23 protein-coding genes, 1 tRNA gene and 2 pseudogenes are annotated in these 21651 nt (G+C 41.1%); 21 read left to right on the top strand and 5 right to left on the bottom strand.

All coding sequences use genetic code 11. The features are described 5' to 3' along the window. Positions 1 to 9 precede the first annotated feature (9 nt). On the top strand, positions 10 to 1530 hold the full coding sequence (locus BK049_RS14485; RefSeq protein WP_008355959.1) for an ABC transporter permease: 1521 nt from the start codon (positions 10 to 12) through the stop codon (positions 1528 to 1530). 19 nt (positions 1531 to 1549) lie between these two features. Beyond that, a complete protein-coding gene (locus tag BK049_RS14490; protein WP_008355956.1) occupies positions 1550 to 3343 on the top strand; it encodes an ABC transporter substrate-binding protein in 1794 nt (597 codons plus the stop codon). 130 nt (positions 3344 to 3473) lie between these two features. On the opposite strand, the gene BK049_RS14495 is transcribed toward BK049_RS14490, so the two are convergent. Then, positions 3474 to 3917: a YslB family protein gene (locus BK049_RS14495; protein ID WP_008355955.1), complete on the bottom strand. Its 444-nt coding sequence runs from the start codon at positions 3915 to 3917 to the stop codon at positions 3474 to 3476. Between the two features lie 284 nt (positions 3918 to 4201). Here BK049_RS14495 and BK049_RS14500 point away from each other — a divergent pair, with 284 nt between their 5' ends. From BK049_RS14500 to BK049_RS14560, 13 genes are all read left to right on the top strand, one after another. Next, positions 4202 to 4810 (top strand): succinate dehydrogenase cytochrome b558 subunit, encoded by a 609-nt coding sequence (locus tag BK049_RS14500; RefSeq protein WP_008355953.1) that lies wholly within the window; start codon positions 4202 to 4204, stop codon positions 4808 to 4810. A gap of 37 nt (positions 4811 to 4847) precedes the next feature. Further along, positions 4848 to 6608, top strand: coding sequence for a succinate dehydrogenase flavoprotein subunit (gene sdhA / locus BK049_RS14505; protein WP_008355952.1), 1761 nt, complete (start codon positions 4848 to 4850; stop codon positions 6606 to 6608). A 1-nt stretch (position 6609) separates the two neighbouring features. Beyond that, positions 6610 to 7374 (top strand): succinate dehydrogenase iron-sulfur subunit, encoded by a 765-nt coding sequence (gene sdhB, locus BK049_RS14510; protein ID WP_071168820.1) that lies wholly within the window; start codon positions 6610 to 6612, stop codon positions 7372 to 7374. 123 nt (positions 7375 to 7497) lie between these two features. Continuing rightward, positions 7498 to 7956, top strand: a complete 459-nt coding sequence (locus BK049_RS14515) for an acyl-CoA thioesterase (RefSeq protein WP_071168821.1) — start codon at positions 7498 to 7500, stop codon at positions 7954 to 7956. Positions 7957 to 8027: 71 nt separating this feature from the next. Beyond that, positions 8028 to 8741 carry a biotin--[acetyl-CoA-carboxylase] ligase gene (locus BK049_RS14520; protein ID WP_034738344.1) on the top strand — a complete coding sequence of 238 codons (714 nt, stop codon included), beginning with the start codon at positions 8028 to 8030 and terminating at the stop codon, positions 8739 to 8741. 369 nt (positions 8742 to 9110) lie between these two features. Then, positions 9111 to 9335, top strand: a complete 225-nt coding sequence (gerE, locus tag BK049_RS14525; protein WP_003184172.1) for a spore germination transcription factor GerE — start codon at positions 9111 to 9113, stop codon at positions 9333 to 9335. Between the two features lie 150 nt (positions 9336 to 9485). Then, on the top strand, positions 9486 to 9926 hold the full coding sequence (locus BK049_RS14530) for a MarR family winged helix-turn-helix transcriptional regulator (protein WP_007501606.1): 441 nt from the start codon (positions 9486 to 9488) through the stop codon (positions 9924 to 9926). A gap of 7 nt (positions 9927 to 9933) precedes the next feature. Next, a complete protein-coding gene (gene racE / locus BK049_RS14535; protein WP_145939414.1) occupies positions 9934 to 10752 on the top strand; it encodes a glutamate racemase in 819 nt (272 codons plus the stop codon). Positions 10753 to 10853: 101 nt separating this feature from the next. Continuing rightward, positions 10854 to 11915, top strand: a complete 1062-nt coding sequence (locus BK049_RS14540) for a GerMN domain-containing protein (RefSeq protein WP_071168823.1) — start codon at positions 10854 to 10856, stop codon at positions 11913 to 11915. Between the two features lie 151 nt (positions 11916 to 12066). Next, positions 12067 to 12795 carry a ribonuclease PH gene (rph, locus tag BK049_RS14545; protein ID WP_071168824.1) on the top strand — a complete coding sequence of 243 codons (729 nt, stop codon included), beginning with the start codon at positions 12067 to 12069 and terminating at the stop codon, positions 12793 to 12795. 10 nt (positions 12796 to 12805) lie between these two features. Further along, the gene (locus BK049_RS14550; protein ID WP_174549235.1) at positions 12806 to 13408 is read left to right on the top strand and encodes an XTP/dITP diphosphatase; all 603 of its coding nucleotides are present in this window, start codon (positions 12806 to 12808) and stop codon (positions 13406 to 13408) included. Positions 13409 to 13422: 14 nt separating this feature from the next. Beyond that, complete coding sequence (locus BK049_RS14555) at positions 13423 to 13947, top strand: YfcE family phosphodiesterase (RefSeq protein ID WP_071168825.1); 525 nt, start codon at positions 13423 to 13425, stop codon at positions 13945 to 13947. Between the two features lie 120 nt (positions 13948 to 14067). Beyond that, positions 14068 to 14141, top strand: a tRNA-Arg gene (locus tag BK049_RS14560). A gap of 153 nt (positions 14142 to 14294) precedes the next feature. Here the strand turns inward: BK049_RS14560 and BK049_RS14565 are convergent. Then, the gene (locus BK049_RS14565) at positions 14295 to 14531 is read right to left on the bottom strand and encodes a hypothetical protein (protein WP_071168826.1); all 237 of its coding nucleotides are present in this window, start codon (positions 14529 to 14531) and stop codon (positions 14295 to 14297) included. A gap of 553 nt (positions 14532 to 15084) precedes the next feature. Between BK049_RS14565 and BK049_RS14570 the strand changes: the two are divergent. Together BK049_RS14570 and BK049_RS20185 are read left to right on the top strand one after the other, a co-directional pair. Further along, positions 15085 to 15306, top strand: a pseudogene (locus tag BK049_RS14570) (DUF4241 domain-containing protein); the annotation flags it as partial. 44 nt (positions 15307 to 15350) lie between these two features. Further along, positions 15351 to 15431: a hypothetical protein gene (locus BK049_RS20185; RefSeq protein ID WP_412096192.1), complete on the top strand. Its 81-nt coding sequence runs from the start codon at positions 15351 to 15353 to the stop codon at positions 15429 to 15431. 155 nt (positions 15432 to 15586) lie between these two features. Here the strand turns inward: BK049_RS20185 and BK049_RS14575 are convergent, their stop codons facing one another. The 3 genes from BK049_RS14575 to BK049_RS14585 form a co-directional block, all read right to left on the bottom strand. Further along, complete coding sequence (locus BK049_RS14575; RefSeq protein WP_071168828.1) at positions 15587 to 15976, bottom strand: immunity 50 family protein; 390 nt, start codon at positions 15974 to 15976, stop codon at positions 15587 to 15589. Positions 15977 to 16268: 292 nt separating this feature from the next. Then, the gene (locus BK049_RS14580; RefSeq protein ID WP_071168829.1) at positions 16269 to 16706 is read right to left on the bottom strand and encodes a hypothetical protein; all 438 of its coding nucleotides are present in this window, start codon (positions 16704 to 16706) and stop codon (positions 16269 to 16271) included. A 16-nt stretch (positions 16707 to 16722) separates the two neighbouring features. Further along, complete coding sequence (locus tag BK049_RS14585; protein WP_244887353.1) at positions 16723 to 18207, bottom strand: ribonuclease YeeF family protein; 1485 nt, start codon at positions 18205 to 18207, stop codon at positions 16723 to 16725. A 172-nt stretch (positions 18208 to 18379) separates the two neighbouring features. Here BK049_RS14585 and BK049_RS20040 point away from each other — a divergent pair. From BK049_RS20040 to dltB, 4 genes and pseudogenes are all read left to right on the top strand, one after another. After that, positions 18380 to 18535 (top strand): annotated as a pseudogene (locus tag BK049_RS20040) (Kelch repeat-containing protein); the annotation flags it as partial. Positions 18536 to 18788: 253 nt separating this feature from the next. Further along, the gene (locus BK049_RS14590; protein WP_024427820.1) at positions 18789 to 18938 is read left to right on the top strand and encodes a teichoic acid D-Ala incorporation-associated protein DltX; all 150 of its coding nucleotides are present in this window, start codon (positions 18789 to 18791) and stop codon (positions 18936 to 18938) included. Between the two features lie 14 nt (positions 18939 to 18952). Then, on the top strand, positions 18953 to 20458 hold the full coding sequence (dltA, locus tag BK049_RS14595) for a D-alanine--poly(phosphoribitol) ligase subunit DltA (RefSeq protein ID WP_071168830.1): 1506 nt from the start codon (positions 18953 to 18955) through the stop codon (positions 20456 to 20458). After that, entirely contained in the window at positions 20455 to 21639 is a 1185-nt protein-coding gene (dltB, locus tag BK049_RS14600) for a D-alanyl-lipoteichoic acid biosynthesis protein DltB (protein WP_071168831.1), read from the top strand. Before dltA ends, dltB begins: the two co-directional genes overlap by 4 nt. Positions 21640 to 21651 lie beyond the last annotated feature (12 nt).

A 21651-nucleotide genomic window follows, 5' to 3' on the forward strand; every position in this document is an offset into this window, starting at 1 on the left:
GGTGTAGGCATGTCAGTAACGATGAAGTCAATTCACTCTCATGAGCAGCATCACGTGAAAAAGAGGTCTATCGAGTATATTGGCGCAAAATTCACATCTGTTGTATCAATTGTAATGGCCATTCTTTTCTTTATAAACAGTGTTGATATTGCGAATCAAACAGTGAAGCCAATGATGTTCAGTGTATCTTTAATTTACATTTTCTTTTCACTTATTCAAGTCGGTATTACATGGAAAATGAAGAATGATCTAGAAAAGACAGGTGTAATTCAAACCTTCACGAGGCGTCTAGGTTATGTGCAGCTGTTGAGTCTTTTCGCTGGTCATCTCATCATCACCGTTTTTGCCTTTAGTCTCATAAAAGAAAGAAGATCTCTGGCATATGTATTTGCTTATTACATGCTGATCAATCATATCGTGATCGTGGCTTTGTCGGCTCTCAACTTATTCAAACCCTATGTAACGGATTCCTTTCCGCTTGCTATGCTAACCCTGCTTGTTATCGGTCTCTTTTATACGGCAGTATTTGTGTTTGTCATCAAGCAGGAGGATAGAAAGGTATCACCGGCAGCGGGAACATATTTTGCTATTGCCCTTGTGCTTTCATCTGTGATGGGCAATGTATTTGCCCTTCTTCTTGCGATGCAGCTTATGGTGCAAACAGAACATATCAAAAAATATCGTTTTGAAAAATGGCATTCCATCTGGGAGAAAATAACGAGAAACCAAGCAGCGATGCTAGGACTGTTGTTCATTGGTTTTGTGTTCTCTCTGTCAATGTGGAGTGTATTTACCTTCGATTATGACTTGGCTGTCAAGAATCAATATGGCGCTATTTTGCAAACACCAAGTCTTGCTTATCCACTTGGAACTGATCAATTTGGCCGTGATGTATTTTCGCAAATTGTCTTTGGTGCAAGAATTTCTTTACTCGTTGGCTGCATTTCAACCCTTATTCCAGCCGTCATCGGAGGTTTTTTGGGGGCGATTGCTGGATACTACACGCCAAAAACAGATCATGTCATTATGCGGCTTCTGGATGTTCTTTATGCCATCCCGGGCATATTGCTGGCGATCGCTATCATTGCAGCATTCGGGGCTAATATTGTGAACTTGATCATTGCTCTTAGTGTAGGAGCGATTCCGACCTATGCCAGAACAATGCGTGCCAATGTCATGATGATTTCTAATTTAGAATATGTTCACTCAGCCCGTGCATTAGGTGCTAGTGACTGGTCTATTATTTTTAAAGAAATTGTCCCTAATTCACTGGCGCCAATGATTGTGAAAGCCACTTTGACAATTGGGTCGGCAGTGATTGCAACAAGTAGTTTGAGTTACTTGGGACTTGGCGTTGAACCTCATATTCCGGAATGGGGAAATATATTAAAAGCGGGGAGTACCTATCTAGAATCTCATGCCTATCTAGCAATTTTTCCAGGGCTCGCCATTATCATGCTTGTCTTATCATTTAACTTTTTAGGTGACGCATTACGGGATGCGTTAGATCCAAAATTAGATGAAATGTAAAAAACAAGGGGGAAATACGATGAAAAAAAGTGGATTATCATTGCTCATCATATTGCTTGTCGTATTAGCAGGCTGTGTCAATACAAAGTCAAGTGTAGGAAATGAGGAAGGGAGTCAAGCGTCGAAAGAAACGATTGAATTACTTGGAATGAGTAGCAGTGAAGATGACCTGAATATCGTACGAGATCAATTGGTTAAGAGTGGACTTAAAGTCAAATTGAATATTCAGCCTGATTACGGTAGCTATACAGCTCAAAAAGATGCGGGGAATTATGACATCGTTCTTTCGAGCTGGACGACTGTGACGGGCAACCCTGATTATGCAGTTCGAGGTATATTTAAAACGGGTGCTGATAACAGCATCTTGTCAGATAAACAAATCGATCAATTGATTGACACAGCAGCAACAGAAACGTCTGACGAATACATTCAAACGTATCAAGAATTAGAAAAGCGTCTAGTCTTTGATAAGGCCTATATTGCGCCGCTTTATAATTCATTGAAAGCTCAAGGTGTGAATAAAGAAGTGATCAATGAGAAGACCGTTCGTCTGGCTAAATCTCGGGCAGTTGCATGGGAATCAATTGATTTTAACGATTCATCCAAAAGAAATAAAGATCCGCTCATCACGCAGCAGGCGCTGGCTTCCCTTACATCGCTTGACCCGATTAAAGGCAATGATGGATCAATTAATACACTGAATACCAATATGTATGTAAGACTTGTGAATTTGACAGATGATGATACAGTCACATCAAAAGGTTCACTTTCTTGGAATCATGCCGCAGCAAAAGATAAGACACATTATTACTTCTTATTAAGAGACGATATCCATTTTGCAAGGGTGGAGAATAAAAAAGCAGTGGATTCGGGCGAACGTGTAGGTGCTGATGATGTGGTCTTTTCGCTCAATCGAGCCAAGGATAAAAATGCAGTACCAGATCATCGAACATACTCATTACATGAGCATATTAAAAGCGCAGAGGTCGTAACCGATCTATCTGAACTGAAAGCAATATCAGGTAATGGTGGTACGATCAAAGAAGATTTAGAAAAAGATGTGCAACAGAAGGTGAAAAAGCTCGTAAAAGATAAAAAAGATGCAGACAATCAAGCAGGTGCGTATCAAGTGGTAAAGATCACGACAACAGAGCCATTCCCGCAAGTATTAAATTATTTAGCCCATCAATCAGCAGGAATTGTTTCTAAGAAACAAATAGAGCGTGTAAACACGTATGATATAGATGCCTTTGATCCAGCAAAGGATATCCCATATGGTGATCAGCGTACAATCACAGAAGGGAAAATGTATAACAATCAATTGTTTGCGAGCGGACCATACATTTTATCGTATAAAAACGATTATGAAGCCGTTTTTTATAAAAACCCTGCATATATGAAAGGCACAGGGAACGAGCCAAACATTTCTCAAGTCACCGTTCGATTTATTGAAAATCCTGATAGTGCACTATCTGCACTTCGAAATGGTGAAATTCATATTTTTAATGGTATACCTGAAACAAAATATGATGTGGTTGAGAAAGATAGCAAGCTCGCCTTGCAAAAAAATCAGAGCAATGCGGTTGCTTATCTATTATTTAACACGTCTAAACGTGAAGTGGCAAAAAGCGAGGATTTACGAAAAGCCATCCTTTACTCAATCAATCAAGAGGAATTCGTTAACTTCTATCAAGGTCATAAAAACAAGGCCTCATCCACAGTCAGTCCGCTTGTTGAAACAAAGAACGAGTTAAAGCCGGATGCGGAAAAGGTGAAGGAATACTTAACGGCATATCAAAAAAGTAAAAAATGAGCAAGGAGCATCTACTTCGAATAGGGGTAGATGTTTTTCTGATGAAGGGAAATCCAGGTTCTGTGTGTGCTATGATAGAAGGACATATAAAAAAGGCGTGACACGAAGTCCTCGCCTTTCATAAAGAGTGTTAGCTAGGGTCTCTTAAATCCCATTTAACGGTTAAAATGACTTTATCAGCACGCTTTTTTACTTGTTCATAGGATTCAGCCACGTACTCATTGAGAAGCTGAATCTGTTCAGCAATAAAACCTGCTTCCATTTGAAAGCATGGCTCCTTTTGATAGGTGAGTCGATTCGTTATAAGTGGACCTTCGAGCTCAAACTCAATTTCCTGTTTTTTAGAATGGACCATCGTGAGAGTTCCCCATCCGGCATCATGGAAAAATTCGGGGATCTTCTCCCATGACTCTTGAGGAAATTTACGAGCAAGCAGCTTACCCGCAAAATACATCATAGAGGAATGATCCTGACCAAGAATGTCAGGCAGCAGAACTTCGCGTATCAGCTCGTAGGCAAATCCATTGACTTCAATTTCTTTTAGCTGTTCTAAGTTAGATTCAAATTTATTCATTGTACGGCTCCCCTCTTTCAACAATTTATTATAGCTTATGTGGGCATATGATGACAGAGTTTTCCCTAGAAGTCTAAGAAATTCTTATTGTAATAAAACGAATTTTGATTTAAAACTTTTAAATTTCGGAAAATTTTAATTTATGTACGCGGTTTCTTGACGCTTTTTTGACATAGGAGTAAAATGAAATTGTCAATAAATTTGAATAAAGTGCTTACATTTGAAAGAAGCGGGGGTAAGACAATTTTCAAGCAATTGCACTTTTTTTACTAGGGGGTAAAGTAATGTCGGGGAACAAAGAATTTTTTTATCGGAGATTGCATTCTTTGCTTGGCGTCATTCCGGTCGGTCTATTTTTAGTGCAGCACTTAGTGATTAACCACTTTGCGACGAATGGACCAGAGGCGTTTAACAAAGCTGCACACTTTATGGAACAGCTTCCGTTCAGATATGCACTTGAGCTGTTCGTGATTTTCTTACCACTGATCTATCATGCTGTTTATGGGGTGTACATAGCCTTTACGGCACAAAACAACACGTCTCGCTTCAATTACTTAAGAAACTGGTTATTCAGACTGCAGCGGATTACAGGTATCATTACATTGATTTTTGTCACCTGGCACGTATGGGAAACACGTATTCAAGCGCAGCTTGGAGCAGAAGTAAACTATGACATGATGGCGAATATTTTAAGCTCTCCATTTATGCTAGGTTTCTATATTGTCGGCGTTTTATCTACTATTTTCCACTTTGCTAATGGCTTGTGGTCATTTGCTGTCAGCTGGGGAATTACGGTTTCACCACGCTCACAAAGAATCTCCACATATGTGACATTAGGTATATTTATAGCGCTTTCATATGTAGGGCTAAGAGCAATTTTCGCTTTTGTTTAAGAGGAAATAGATTAGTAGAAGAGGGAGAGGGGCTACAATGAGTAATTCTAGCATCATCGTTGTCGGAGGCGGCTTAGCTGGTCTCATGGCAACTATCAAAGCAGCAGAAGCGGGAACAGCTGTTAAACTATTTTCAATCGTACCTGTGAAACGTTCACATTCTGTGTGTGCACAGGGCGGAATTAACGGAGCGGTGAATACAAAAGGTGAAGGGGATTCACCATATGAGCATTTTGATGATACGGTTTACGGCGGAGATTTCTTAGCTAACCAGCCGCCAGTAAAGGCAATGTGTGAAGCAGCACCGTCCATTATCCACTTACTCGATCGTATGGGTGTGATGTTTAACAGAACACCAGAGGGATTACTGGACTTCCGCCGCTTCGGGGGAACACAGCACCACCGTACAGCATATGCTGGTGCCACAACAGGTCAGCAGCTGTTATACGCACTGGATGAGCAGGTTCGCCGCTATGAAGTAGCAGGGCTTGTCACGAAATATGAAGGATGGGAATTCCTTGGCGCTGTCTTAGATGACGAGGAAGTCTGCCGAGGCATTGTCGCGCAGAACTTGACGACAATGGAAATCGAATCCTTCCGTTCAGATGCTGTTATCATGGCAACAGGTGGCCCTGGAATCGTCTTCGGTAAATCAACGAACTCTATGATTAATACCGGATCAGCTGCATCTATCGTTTATCAGCAAGGTGCACATTATGCAAATGGAGAATTCATTCAAATTCACCCAACAGCGATCCCAGGAGATGATAAACTTCGTCTCATGAGTGAATCAGCTCGTGGTGAAGGTGGACGTGTTTGGACATATAAGGACGGGAAGCCTTGGTACTTCCTTGAAGAAAAATACCCAGCGTACGGGAACCTTGTACCGCGTGACATTGCAACGCGTGAAATTTTCGACGTATGTGTTGAGCAAAAGCTAGGAATCAATGGAGAAAACATGGTATACCTTGACCTTTCTCACAAAGATCCAAAAGAGCTTGATATTAAGCTTGGCGGAATCATTGAAATCTATGAAAAATTCATGGGTGATGACCCGCGCAAGCTTCCGATGAAAATTTTCCCTGCTGTTCACTACTCAATGGGCGGATTATGGGTCGATTATGATCAAATGACGAATATCAAAGGCTTGTTCGCTGCCGGAGAATGTGATTATTCTATGCACGGGGGAAACAGACTTGGTGCAAACTCATTGCTTTCTGCGATTTATGGCGGAATGGTCGCTGGACCAAATGCTGTGAAATACATTAGCGGTCTTGAAAAGTCTGCAGAAGACCTATCTTCTACAACATTTGACAGCGCCGTGAAGAAAGAGCAGGAGAAATGGGACAACATCCTTAGCATGGATGGCACAGAAAATGCTTATGTGCTTCATAAAGAGCTTGGAGAATGGATGACGGATAACGTTACAGTGGTTCGTTACAATGACAAACTCTTAAAAACAGATCAGAAGATTGAAGAACTGATGGAGCGATATAAGCATATCAACATCAACGATACGGCATCATGGAGCAACCAAGGCGCTGCCTTCACACGTCAGCTTGACAACATGCTTCAGCTGGCACGAGTCATTACGATCGGGGCATACAACCGGAATGAAAGCCGAGGCGCACACTATAAACCGGAATTCCCAGAAAGAAACGATGAAGAATTCCTAAAAACAACGATGGCTACGTTCAAAGGGAAAAACCAAAAGCCTGCATTCCACTATGAGGACGTCGATGTATCGTTAATTGCACCTCGTAAACGAGATTACTCGAAGAAAAAGGTGGAGAAATAAGATGAGTGAACAAAACACGATTCAATTTATTATCACACGTCAAGATACAGCAGATGGCAAGCCTTATGATGAGGAATTCGAAATCCCATATCGTCCGAATATGAACGTCATTTCCGCACTCATGGAAATTAGACGGAACCCGGTCAATAAAAAAGGTGAAAAAACAACGGCTATTAACTGGGATATGAATTGTCTTGAAGAGGTATGCGGCGCTTGTTCCATGGTCATTAATGGAAAGCCTCGTCAGTCATGTACAGCACTGATCGATCAGTTAGAGCAGCCGATTCGTCTTCAGCCGATGAAAACTTTCCCGGTTGTCAGAGACTTGCAAGTTGATCGAAGCCGTATGTTCAATTCCTTGAAAAAAGTCAAAGCATGGGTGCCAATCGATGGCACATATGATCTTGGACCTGGACCAAGAATGCCCGAGAAAAAGCGTCAATGGGCGTATGAGCTTTCGAAGTGTATGACATGTGGTGTCTGCCTTGAAGCTTGTCCAAACGTAAATGATAAGTCTTCCTTTATGGGCCCTGCACCGCTTTCGCAAGTTCGTCTATTTAACGCACATCCGACAGGTGCGATGAATAAGTCTGAACGTCTAGAAGAGATTATGGGTGATGGCGGTCTTGCCAACTGCGGGAACTCCCAAAACTGTGTGCAGGCTTGTCCAAAAGGAATCCCGCTCACAACATCAATTGCAGCACTTAACCGAGATACAACATTACAAGCTTTCCGTAACTTCTTCGGAAGCGATCATGCAGAATAACATCACATTCAGTCCTCCTTGCCAATCATGATGAGTGTTTACAAGAGGCTGGATGCAAAAAACATAACAAACGCCTCTTCCAATACGGGAGAGGCGTTTGTTTGCGAATAAGGAGTGGGTCAAATGAGAATGCCGTCATATATTGAAGAACCGTTTGAAGAGTGGAGGGCATCGTTTCGATTTTATGTGGAAACAACCGTCCGTTTTTCAGAAACGGATATGTTTGGTCACATGAACAATGTCACCCCTTTCGTGTATTTCGAAGAGGCACGGATTGCCTTTTTTCAAAAAACGGGACTTGTGGACAAACGAATGAAGCGGGTCAAAGAGACCATCACAGTCGTGGCAAACCTGCAATGCGATTACATCAAGCAGGTGGAGATCGGAGAGAGGCTGCGTGTGTATGTAAAGCCTGAAAAGGTTGGATCTAGCTCACTCATCCTGCATTACTTAGGAGAAAATGAACTGCAGGAACCGTGCTTTACGGGCTCTGTGACAATGGTGCAAATTAGCAAAGAAACAGGTGCATCTGTTCCATTTACGAAAGAAGAAAAAGAGACATTTCAGGCTCAACGAAATTAAAGAATCATGGGCGTATGCGTCGTTTTGTTATAATAAAAGGATTATATCAAGAAGAAACAAAAGGAGATCACATGAAGATTTTTCAATATGACACCATTGATAGTACAAATAATGAAGCGAAAAGGCTCATACAGCAAGGAGAAACGCCTTTATTTGCTGTTTATGCCCGTCAGCAGACAGCAGGAAGAGGCAGGCTGGGCAGACCGTGGGAAACACCTACAGGGAATGTGGCTGTTACCATGACGGTAAAGCCGCCAAAAGATCTCTCTACCCAATCAACGATTGCCCCAATGACGGCACTAGCGATTTATGATGTACTCAAACCACTCATGAGAGCAGAGGACCGGCTGGCAATCAAATGGCCAAATGATATTCTGATTAATGAAGCAAAAGTATCTGGCACATTAATTGAAGCAGACCGCAGCGCCATCTATATCGGTGTTGGCATCAATGTAGAAACAAAGCCGGAGCATGTCCCGTACAAAACCATTTGCTTGTCAGAGCTTGCAGAGGTGAAAGCCGAAAAGCTTGTGACAGAACTGACAGCGGCTTTTGAAAAATACTATACACGCTGGCAGCATGAAGGATTTGGAACCCTCACTTCCCTCTACAACAAACGGTTATTCCGTTTGAATCAACCGCTTCGTATCTCATTAGATCGTGAAAAACAAACATGGCAAGAAGGCATTTGCTGCGGGGTCAACCAAGACGGTCATTTGCAGCTAAAAGATGATCAAGGACATATGAAAGCCCATTCTGCTGGAGATATTGACGCACCACGCTAAAATGGACAAAAGCAGACGAAACATAGTCTGCTTCTTGCTTCATACAAGGCTGAACCATCTAGTCTTATATCGTCAAGACTATGAAGAAACCCAATTGAATGTGGATCAACTTCTTTCTGACGATTGCTGTCATGGTCACACTTGTGCTACATATCGTACTTAATGACCCGTTTGAAAAAGGACGATGTCTTTACATAAGACTCGTTCTTTTTTGTACTGCTTGAAGCGTAAGAAATTGGACGCTGATCTGCGGGATTTCTCGATTTTAACGTCACCTACCTCAGGCACCCGGCATATGATATCTCGACTATACAGAATCCCATTCTATAGAGACTAGAGCTCTCACCTTAGCAAGGAGGGTTACAATACTTGAAGGAGAAAGAGTTTCAATCCAAGCCGCTATTAACCAAAAGAGAAAGAGAAGTATTTGAATTGCTCGTCCAAGATAAAACAACAAAAGAAATTGCAAGCGAGCTTTTTATTAGCGAAAAGACTGTTCGAAATCATATTTCGAATGCCATGCAAAAGCTAGGAGTCAAAGGTCGTTCACAGGCCGTAGTCGAGCTTCTGCGTATGGGTGAGCTAGAGCTCTAACGTCAGCCGGTTTTCCTTCCGCACCAGGGAGGAGCCGGTTATTTCTATATGGTTTCCATGAGTCTCTTCTTGCATTTTCTTTGAAAAACGAGGAAAATAGGAATGTACGTTTTAAACAAAGTGAGATGCTATAGTGAGGTATCAATGAAAATGGAAACGAATGAGTCAGGCCATGTTGCAGAAATTGAAAAATCATTGCGCCATATTGCTGCAATTATTAAGCAAAAAGGTAGAGAAATTCTAAATCAATATACGATTACACCTCCTCAATTTGTAGGGCTCCAGTGGCTTTATGAATTCGGAGATATGACAATAGGTGAGCTATCACAAAAGATGTATTTGGCTTGCAGCACGACAACCGATTTAATTGATCGAATGGAAAAAAGTGAACTTGTCGAACGGGTCAAAGATCCGTCTGACCGTCGTGTGGTTCGCATTCATTTATTGCCTGAAGGCGAGCGGATCATTCAAGAAGTGATTGTCAAACGCCAAGAATACGTCAGTGAACTTCTAGGGGCTTTCTCAGAAGAAGAAGCCATCGTTTTCAATCAATCTTTAACGAAACTACAGCAGCAAATGAAAAGAAAATGAGGCGATTTTGTTGGATCAACCAATCGGCGTTATTGATTCCGGCGTAGGCGGTTTAACCGTTGCGAAGGAAATCATGAGACAACTGCCAAAAGAAAAAATCATCTATGTAGGCGATACAAAACGGTGTCCATACGGCCCGCGTGAAGAAGAAGAGGTTCTTCAATATACATGGGAAATGGCGCACTACCTATTAAGACATCACCATATTAAAATGCTTGTTATTGCATGCAATACAGCGACGGCGATTGCGCTTGATGAAATTAAAGCAACGCTTGATATCCCGGTCATTGGCGTGATCCAGCCTGGAGCCCGCACTGCGATCAAGGTGACAAACAACCAGCATATTGGCGTCATCGGCACAGCCAATACGATCAAAAGCGAGGCCTATAAAGAAGCGCTGTTATCTCTAAAAGCAGGACTAACCGTTCAAAGTCTGGCGTGTCCGATGCTTGTTCCATTTGTGGAGAGCGGTACGTTTTTAGATCATACAGCAGATGAAGTGGTGAAAGCTTCTCTTGAACCGATGAAAGAAACAGGAATTGATACGCTCATTCTTGGCTGTACGCACTACCCGATTTTAAAAGAGCCGATTCAGCGCTTCATGGGCAGTGGTGTGAACATCATTTCATCAGGGGATGAGACAGCTAGAGAAGCGAGTACAATTCTTTCATATAAAGGGCTTTTAAATGCTTCTCAGGAAGCGCCTGTTCATACATTTTACACAACCGGGCAGCAGCAAAATTTTCAAAATATCGCGCGCGACTGGTTTGGCTACCTGCCAGGGAAGGTCGAAACCGTGTCGCTCGAAAAAGTATATCAGCAATAACCCGCTTCTCATTGGAGTGGGTTATTTTTTTATGAAAAGGGTCTAATCCTCTAGAGGAGCTCGTATACATAGTAGTACAAACTACTAGAGGAGGGTGAAGTATGCTGAAAAAGGGATCTACAGCAGCTGTTACGTGTATTGCGTCAGCCATGCTTTTGTCAGGATGCGGATTGTTTCAAACAGACCAAGCGAAAACAGAGATTGATCCACCACAAAACGTCACTTTTGTGAAAGAGAATAAAGAAGAGAAACAAACAGCCAAAGAAGGAAAAGAAGAGAAGCAAGCAGATACAGTCATGAGAGAATTATATTTAATTGATAAAAACGGTTATGTCGTCTCTCAATCCATTCCGCTGCCGAAAAACGAAGGAAGTGCCAAACAAACACTTGAATATCTCGTAGACGGTGGGCCGATCTCCAACCTGATGCCAAATGGATTTAGAGCCGTGCTGCCGGCGGACACGAGCGTATCTGTCGATATTAAAGATGGCACAGCGGTGGTTGATTTTTCAAATGAGTTCAAAAACTATAAAAAAGAAGACGAACAGCGCATTTTGCAATCTGTCACTTGGACGTTAACACAGTTTGATTCAGTAGCCAAAGTCAAATTGAAGATGAATGGACATGAATTAAAAGAAATGCCTGTAAATGGGACACCGATCTCAGATGATTTAAGCAGGGAGGACGGTATTAATATTCAGAACGAGGCAGCCGCTGATATGACGGCGACAAAGCCAGTCACCGTCTACTATTTAGCTGAATCTGATGAACAGACGTACTATGTTCCTGTCACAACAAGAGCCCCGAAAGATGAAGATGATCCAATTACAGCAGCCATTGACGAGCTCGTCTCTGGGCCAAGCAAAACAAGCCATTTGCTCACAGACTTTGATCGAGATGTGAAGCTGAATGACGAACCAAAAGTAAAAGACGGCCATGTGACCCTTGATTTCAATGAATCTATTTTTGGCAGTGCAGATGAAAAGAAAAAGGTCATTTCACAAAAAGTTCTTGATAGCATTGTGCTGACATTAACAGAGCTGCCAGATGTGAAAAGCGTGTCTGTGAAGGTAAACGGAAAGGCAGAGCTTGTGAACGAAAAAGGAACAGAACTCACAAAGCCAGTTTCAAGACCAGAACAAGTGAATACAGGTAGTTTTTAACGTCACACATTGATATAATGGAGAAAAAGAGGCATGCACATTCGCTGCCTCTTTTTTATTCCAAGCGATTAGAACCGATCCAGGTTGTCAAAGTTAGTAGGAGAACCCCGCTGACACCCGCGCGGAATGTATATTGTAACGGAGGTAAAACATGAGATTAGATGAAAGACAATACGACGAATTAAGAAAAATTGAAATAGAGGCAGGCTACATTACGCATCCAGAAGGCTCTGTCTTAATCTCAGCGGGAAATACGAAGGTGATTTGTAACGCATCCATCGAAGACCGCGTACCTCCTTTTTTAAGAGGAGAAGGAAAAGGCTGGATTACAGCAGAATATAGCATGCTTCCTAGAGCAACCGCACAAAGAACAATGAGAGAATCTTCTAAAGGCAAAGTCACAGGACGGACAATGGAAATTCAGCGCTTAATTGGACGAGCACTCCGCGCAGTCGTTGACTTAGAAAAGCTTGGTGAACGCACCATTTGGATTGATTGTGATGTCATTCAAGCAGACGGCGGTACACGCACGGCGTCTATCACAGGTGCATTTGTCGCCATGACACTTGCGATTCAAAAGCTTCAATCAGAAGGCGTTTTGAAAGAAAATCCGATCACTGATTATTTAGCCGCGATATCCGTCGGAATTGATTCTGAACAGGGACTTCTGTTAGATTTAAATTATGAAGAAGATTCTTCAGCTGAAGTGGATATGAATGTCATTATGACAGGCGCTGGACGCTTTGTTGAGCTTCAAGGCACAGGCGAAGAAGCGACATTTTCAAGAGAACAGCTAAACGGACTGCTTGACTTAGCGGAAAAAGGCATCAAAGAACTAATCGAAAAGCAAAAAGCAGTGACAGGAAACGTCCTCGAATAAAGAGAAGGGTTTGATCAAGATGAAAACAGCCATCATCGCAACGCACAATCAGGGCAAAGCGAAAGAATTCAAAGCCATTCTTGAGCCAAAGGGGTTCACGGTCAAAACACTAGCAGACATTGGCTTTACAGAAGAGATTGAAGAAACAGGACATACCTTTGAAGAAAATGCGGTCATCAAAGCCGAGGCGATTCAGGCCAAAGCAGGTGAAATGGTGATTGCAGACGATTCCGGTCTATCAATTGATTATCTTGGCGGGAAACCGGGCGTCTATTCAGCGAGATATGCGGGCGAGCATAAAAACGATGCTGAGAATGTCAAAAAAGTACTGAGCGAGCTTACAGGCATTGACAAAGAAGACCGCACAGCCAGATTCAGATGTGCTCTGGCTGTCAGCATACCGGGCAAAGAAACAAAGACGGTAGAAGGATCAGTAGAAGGCTTCATCGCAGAAGAACCAAGTGGAGACAACGGCTTCGGATACGACCCAATTTTCATCGTCAAAGACAAAGACCAGACGATGGCCGAGCTATCACCAGAGGAGAAAAACAAGATCAGCCATCGAGCGGTCGCGCTTCAAAAGCTTTCATCACTGCTAGACGCAAATGAATAAGGGGGAATGAAGCCATGAAGATACTCATCATTAGTGACAGTCATGGACTCACAGACGAGCTTCAAACCATTGCCAAACGGCATAAAGCTGAAGTAGACATGATGATTCACTGCGGAGACTCAGAACTCGAAACGAACCATCCAGCACTCGAAGGATACAAAGTCGTCAAAGGAAATTGTGACTTTATGGGCGATTTTGAAGAAGAACTCCTGCTCCCACTGGATGGAGGCGGAAAACTATTTCTCACTCACGGACATCTGCATGGCATCAAACAATCCTTGCTTCAAGTCTACTACCGTGCAGAAGAGCTAGGCGCAGACATTATCTGCTTTGGCCATTCGCACATCCCAGGCAGTGAACTGCTAAGAGGAAAGCTGCTCATTAACCCTGGCAGCGTGCACCTACCAAGAGTGCGCAAAGAGCGCAGCTATGCTATACTGACACTAGATGGAAGCGAAGCAAACGTGCAATTTTACACGGACGAAGGTCACGTCATACAAGACCTCGAAAACACTGTCACATTGGAAGGTATTTCATAAGGGTGCAGCATTTGCCCCTTATGAAAAAACTTTCGAAAAACCGTTGACTTTAAAGAACAATAGTAATATAATAAATCTTGTCGTTGAGGTAATACAGCTCAGCACGCTACATAACAACATGTCCCAGTAGCTCAGCAGGATAGAGCAACGGCCTTCTAAGCCGTCGGTCGGGAGTTCGAATCTCTCCTGGGACGTACTAATAAAAGAGCCTGAAATCCTTTCTTATTAAGGGTTTCAGGCTCTTTTGTTTATTGGAACTTACATTCGTTTTTTTTTGCTTCAAATTAGTCTTTTGGGAGCGGGGGGGGGGGAGAGCGGATTTTTTAACGGTTATTTATCTTACAACACTAATCCGAGTGAGAGGTCAAAAAAAGACAGGGAGCTGCATAAACGACAGCTCCCTGTCTTTTTTTGTAGTCTTTTACTAAGCTTGAAACAACGAACCCCATAATACCGAGAGCTACAATATAAAATAAAACATTGGTTACAGGTGTATCAATTTTCCCTAAGATCATCACAAGGGAAATAATAGCAATGGATAAAGCAATTAATAACATGTTGGATGGCTTGATTTGCTTTGTCACTTAATGACCTTCTCATATTTTATTTTAGATTTAATTAATTTGTTTTCATAGTATAACTGCGATTAATGATATCAAATTAATTGTAGAGAGACAAACAATAAAAAATGATGAAAGAGAAGAGGAACCAATAAAACGATAATAGAACTTATTCCAAATGCAGACATAATTTTTAGCATGCCTTTTCTCAAATTAAACACACCATCACATTCAATTCAATCTAATAAATTAGTAAATAATAATCAAATTTTGTATTTAATGAATAATGATGATTTAAGTGTTTACTGCCTTCCTAAAAAGTAACAATACACTTATTGATAGATTCAACAGGAATAAAGATAAAATAGAGAAATAACTAAATTCATCATACCCATGTACAACATAAATCCCGCACACCTATTATATAAAGATGAAGAGACAAACTACTCAGAAGGGGACCAATCTTTTACGAGGAAGGTGGCTCTAGGGAAATATCCTATTCTACTTGTAGTTAAGCGGTTAGAAAGCGGTGACGAACGCGTAGCCTATGCAATGATCAAGTTTACAAAATGAGCAAGCAATAGAATGGGAGCTTGCCACAAGAGCAGGACAGGAACTCAAACATTTGAAAGAAGACGAGTTCTACGGCTATGGTGTAAATACGGGTATGGGCTGTTTCATGGATGCTGAAGCAGCACTATATTTACAAGTTTATGAGGATAAGCGATATAAAGAAGACAATGATTTTTATTTTTATGAGGAATTTGCAGAAGCACTTGAGCAAAACTACAAGTACACATGGGACTGGCTCATCACAAGTTTTCATGACAAGTGGACATTGCCATGTTTACAACAGGCTTCGGCAACGGAATGTATCCAAGCTTTTGGGGCTGGATGAAAACGGGGAACCGGCTTGCCTTGTGACGGATTTTCTAATCATGGACTGATGAGAAACCCATGAAATCATGGGTTCTTTGTGTTCTTTGATGATAAATTCAGTGTATTCATAGATATCATGAAACGTATAATGAGGTTTTATACGAAAGTGGCTTCAGCCACTTTCGTACTGCGAAACGATTTTAAGAACCAATTAGCCCTGGTGAAATTTGTTCAACTCTTGCCCAATCAAATATGGTTTCGATTTGCATTTGATTCTTACAATTTATTTTTAGTAACCCTTCATCCCCTGTTGTGCTAATCTCAAAATGATCAATTATATTATTATTTCCTAAGTGATTAATTTTTAAATCCGTTACACCAATGAATGATAATTCAACGTAGACAACATCAAAATCTCTCCAACGTTTAGGTTTATTTTTCACGGAGTCTTTTGTCATTAGTCTTATAAATAGGGTAGGACCATCTCTGTTTAAATCAACATTCATGATCTCTGCATTTTTAAATTGTGGAATCTCCCCAAAAATTTGAGACATCGCTTGTGGGTTCATAAATTTTTCTTCTCTAATCATTTGGATACTCCTCGTTTGGGTTATTTATTGTTTCTTCTTTCAAAATAATAATGGTCTTCTACACCTTCAACTTTACCAATACGGGTATTGTTTTTAGTCAAATTTTAAATGTATACGTTATTTTTACTTTCACAATTCGTAAAATCTTATATTTAAAATAAATTTGTATAGAAAAAGATGAGCTAATATTTACTGAAAGCTCATCTTATCCTTTTATTTCTATATTATCTATATGGGTCTACATTTCCTCACACTGATTTTGTAAAAGTTTTTTATATTTCTTAATGAGAGGCTAAAGTTCATCTTTCTCTATAACATCTACTTCAATAATTTCATAATTTTTTTGTACCGGTGCACCTCCAAATGTTTGAAGTATTTTGCAAATAACTTTAAATAAACTCATTTCAACGGAGGTGCCTTTTCCTTTGAATCTCTGCTCATCGCTAGTAGAAACCTCAACCTTATAGCTTAACCCATCATATGATAGGTGAAATTCACAATCCATCTCTTCTAACCAAGTAAATAAATCCGTCATTGACGGAATCCATATTCCTTCTTTAAATACATCTTCCTTACATAATAGAGTTGTTGATGGAACAATTCTTCCGCCAATCGCCCAAGTGGCATCTTTGTATTCGTAAATATCTTGTGGGTACACTTCATCAGCATACTCAGGCCTTTTAAATCCTAACTTAAATAGTTTTTCAGCCTCAGTTTTTGTTAAAGACATGTATAATCACCTTTTGTTATTTTATTTTGATGACAGTTCCGGTTGAACTTTTATGTTTATTGATCATGTAATTTCCATATTTATCACTATCAGCAACCCAATGAAGTTCTTTTCCACCTTTTGCTTCCTTGAATACTTTAAAAGCGGAATTTCCATGACCAGTTGTATCTTTAGCCCACCACAAACCTGTTTTTGGATCTCGGTAAGCAGTAACTGTATCGCCGTTAAATTTGTATTTTATTGTTTTATCTGCTGTAGTTTTAATATCCCATAATGTTGTGGTATTCTTTGTAGATTTACCAGTATTTTTAATTCCTATCTTCCCATGAAACCCTTTTGCCCCAAACGGCAAAAGCATCCCCAACGCCGCATTCATACTCGCTTCCTGTTGTTCTTTCGAGATCTTATTTCCAAACATGTCTCGGCCTGTAATCGCTTCGCTGAAGCCGTTGGTCGCGGTGAGGCCGTATAAACCTTTTTGGGATGTTTTTAAGGCGTCAAAGGATTTTTGTGATGTTTTGTAAACGTCAACCGCTCTCACTGCGGCGGACGTGGCTTGAGTCGTTTTATAGACAGCTTTGCCGCCTTTGAAAATACGGCCTGCCCAGCCGACGATTGGGATATAGCCCGCTGCTGCCATGCCTCCTGCAGCGACTCGCTGGCCTGCGGTGAGTTCTTCACCTGTGATCGGGTCAACGCCTGTTGCGGCACGTTTTGCATCGTTTACGCCGGTCAGCTCGTTGACGATATTTCCGCCATAATCTAGTGCTTTTTCATACCAAGGACGGTTGGCAAGGGCTTCTTGTTCCTTTGCGATCTTGCGAGCTTCTTCTTGATCTTTTTTGATTTTCAGATATTCAGACGTTTGCTTTTGAATATCGCTTTTTGCCTTGTAGATTTCGCTATTTTGATACGCTTTCTTGTCAAAATTCATAGGTGAAATGGATTTTCCGTCATTTGTCGCATTCATCATTTCTGCGTACAATGCCATTGTAGCCTGCTGTTCGGTCTCTGACAAAGCATATTCATCTTTTAAATGTTGATCAAGCTCTCGTAGATCTTTTAATGTCTTTTTTCTTTCATCTTCCGCATCTGCGATTTTTTCATCAAAGGTTTGGCTATCAAATACCTCCAAAGAAATGAGGTCATCAATGTCTTGAAAAATGGTTTTCAGTGCCTTTTTTTGATCTTTTACAATGCTTTTAGCGTTTTTGATACCCATATGTACAGCATTGTCTAAAAAGTGTTCTTCTACAAAAGTGTCGCCGCCAAAGTTTGTATCATCCAGTGTACCTGAAACCCCTTCATGAAAGGCTTTTTGCTTATCAATGAAGCTGATAAACATGTCCACATTTCCAGCCAGCTCTTTATAGAAACTTTTAATGTTATCGGCACCTTTCCCAGTGAAATCATCACCGAGGTTTGCCACGCCTTGTAGCGCCTTTTTTAAATCTACCATGTGTTCGCGGAGTGCCTGATAGTGTTTTGATCTTATATCCATGGCACTGGTTAGTGCTTTTGCATCAAGTATTTTGCCCAGAAAGGTTCACTCCCTTCTCAAATAAGTATGTTTATTTTAACAATATAAAAAAATGTAATGAATAGGAAAAAAGTATTGAGTGCTAAAGCTCTAAATACTAGATTGGTCAACGCACTGCTGAAGTAATCTGACCTTTCCATCCTGGTACAAAAAGCGTGATGCCGGCGAAGGTCCCGGGTTTTATGAAATTGACGAGCATGACAACAACAAAGGTCCTTTTGAAAGCAAAAAGGATTATGTGGTATTCAACAACATTCTCATGTTCGAAGTCAATAAATATAAGAAGTAATTGAAATCAAAGCCATCTAGTCAAACTAGGTGGTTTTTGCGTTTGTTCGACAGTTTTCACCAATTTTAAGGCAAATTTAAGCTTCCATTTCATTTCAAATACATTAATTTTTTGTTACAATAATACAGCTTTGCCTAATCACACCTTCATACTTTGGACATCTTTTCTTCGTTATTTCTTAAGATTTTTATGGTTTGATATGAAACCTTTGGATGATCCATGCGTCTTTATAAGTGTCAAAAGAAAAGAGGTTATCAATATGCTATTCAAAAAGCTATCAGAAAATAAGTCTGTAAAATGGATAGGATATACAAGTTTTTACTTACTTATTTTGCTATTATTGTTCTTTATTTACGGATTCCATACAGCGAATACGGGATCATTCATTTACAACGATTTTTAATTGGAGAGTAAACGATGAAACTATTACACACGATTCTTGAATACCAACAAACGAAACCGACACAGCCAGCATTTGTTTCTCAACACGCTTCGATCACATATGATGAGCTTTGGCGTCTATCAGACCAAATGGCGGGGGCGATTGATGCGGTTGCAGTTGACAGTGCACCTGTCATTGTATACGGTCATATGGAGCCAGAGATGCTGATTTCTTTCTTAGGAAGTGTGAAATCAGGCAGACCTTACATTCCAGTTGATATCTCAATACCTGCTGAGCGTATTGTCTCAATTATTGAAAGCTCAAAAGCGAGTCTATTGATTTGTGCAAATGAGCAGGCTGTACTGGATGTAGAAGAACACATTCATGTGAAGAGTGCATCATCGCTTTTAGCGCTTGAAAAAGAAGCACCACCATCCTCGCAGTGGGTGCAAGGTGATGATGTCTTCTATATCATTTATACGTCAGGCAGTACCGGTAAACCGAAAGGCGTTCAGGTAACAGCCAACAATTTAGAAAGCTTTACAGAGTGGATGTGCAGCGATTTTCCAATCGGAGAGGGACGCACGTTCTTAAATCAAGCACCGTTTTCTTTTGACCTATCAGTGATGGATCTCTACCCAGCGCTTCAATCAGGCGGCACGCTTTATTGTTTAGTGAAAGATCTTGTCAATAAGCCGAAGGATATGTTTGCAGCACTTGGTCAATCTGACGTTGAAGTGTGGACATCCACACCGTCCTTTGTCCAAATGTGCTTAATGGACCCTTCCTTTACAGGGGAGCTTTTACCAGAGCTGAACGTTTTCCTTTTCTGCGGTGAGGCGCTTCCTGTATCTGTAGCAAGTGCACTCCTTGAGCGTTTTCCGAAGGCGCAGGTCTTTAATACGTACGGTCCAACTGAAGCAACTGTTGCCATCACATCGATTGAAGTGACGAAGGAGGTTGTCGATCAGCACGATTCTTTACCAGTGGGCTATGCCAAACCTGATACAGATATCGTCATTTTAGATGAAGAAGGTCAGACGCTCCTAGATGGAGAAAAAGGGGAAATTGTCATCGTGGGGCCAAGCGTCAGTAAAGGCTACTTAGGTGAACAAGCTTTAACGGATCAAGTGTTCTTTGAATACGAAGGCCGCCCTGCTTACCGCACAGGTGATGCAGGTGTGAAGCAGGATGGTTTAATTACATGCCACGGCCGTCTTGATTATCAAATCAAGTTGCATGGATACCGGATGGAGCTTGAAGAAATTGAATACCATGTGAGCGAGACAACCTATGTCAATGCTTGTGTGATTGTTCCGTTCCAACCAAACGGACATGTGGAGTACTTAATTGCAGCGATTGTCCCATCAGAGCATTCATTTGAAAAAGAATATCAGCTGACAAGTGCGATAAAAAAAGAAATGGCGGATTCACTCCCTGCGTACATGATTCCGAGAAAATTTGTCTATCTTGAGCAGCTGTACATGACACCTAACGGGAAGGTTGACCGTAAAAGAATCGCGAAAGAGGTTCTTCTATGATTCCGTTTAGTTCATTCTTTTTCTTCATTCTGATTGGTATTCTCCTTTTGCCGACAATGATTCTCGGTCTTCGTGGCAAAAGAATGCAAGGCTACAACATGTTTGCAACAGTTGTAGCGCTGGCGCTTATTTTCTCAAAAGATGCACATGGGGCTCTGCTGCTCTTCTTGTTTACGGTGTGGCAAGTGTTGATCATCCGCCTGTACATTGCGTACCGGTTAAAGGCAAATCAAGCTTCTGTTTTCTATATGGCGGTTGTGGCATCTATTTTGCCGCTTGTGTTATCAAAAATCTTGCCGTTCTTTTTAACTCATCATCCGCATCATCCGCCGCCAATGAACTGGCTCAGCTTTTTAGGAATCTCGTACTTAACATTTAAAGGTGTCCAGTTAATTATTGAGACGAGAGACGGCTTGATTAAAAAGAAAATCTCGATTCACCGTTTGGTCTATTTCATCGTCTTTTTCCCGACGATTTCATCAGGTCCAATCGATCGATACCGCCGGTTTGAAAAGGATATGGATACACCGCCTGAAAAGGAAGTGTACAGTGACCTTCTATATGCTGGGATTCATAAAATCTTTATTGGTTTCCTATATAAATTCATTATTGGCTATCTGATTCACACATATATTTTGATGAATATTCATTATATTGGCAGCAGCCACTTTGTTCAGCAGTTAACGTATATGTATGCCTACAGTATGTATTTGTTCTTTGACTTTGCTGGATATACAGCGTTTGCTGTGGGTGTGAGTTATATCATGGGCATCAAATCACCAGAAAACTTTAATAAGCCGTTTCTCAGCCGAAATATTAAAGACTTCTGGAATCGCTGGCATATGTCGCTATCCTTCTGGTTCAGAGACTATGTGTTTATGAGATTTGTGTTCTTTATGACAAAAAAGAAGTGGTTGAAGAACCGGATGGCCGTATCGAATATCGGGTACTTTGTTCTCTTTCTATTGATGGGTGCTTGGCATGGACTCGCCCTTCAATATATTATTTACGGACTGTACCATGCGGTTGTCATGTCCGGTTACAATTTATTTGAGAAATGGAATAAAAAGCACAAATGGTGGCCGGATAATAAGGTCACAGCTGTTGTTTCGATCATAATTACATTCCATGTGATTTGTTTCGGCTTTTATATTTTTTCAGGAAAACCATTTCATCATTAATGATTAAGGGAG

Source organism: Bacillus xiamenensis (assembly GCF_001857925.1).
GTDB classification, from domain to species: domain Bacteria; phylum Bacillota; class Bacilli; order Bacillales; family Bacillaceae; genus Bacillus; species Bacillus xiamenensis.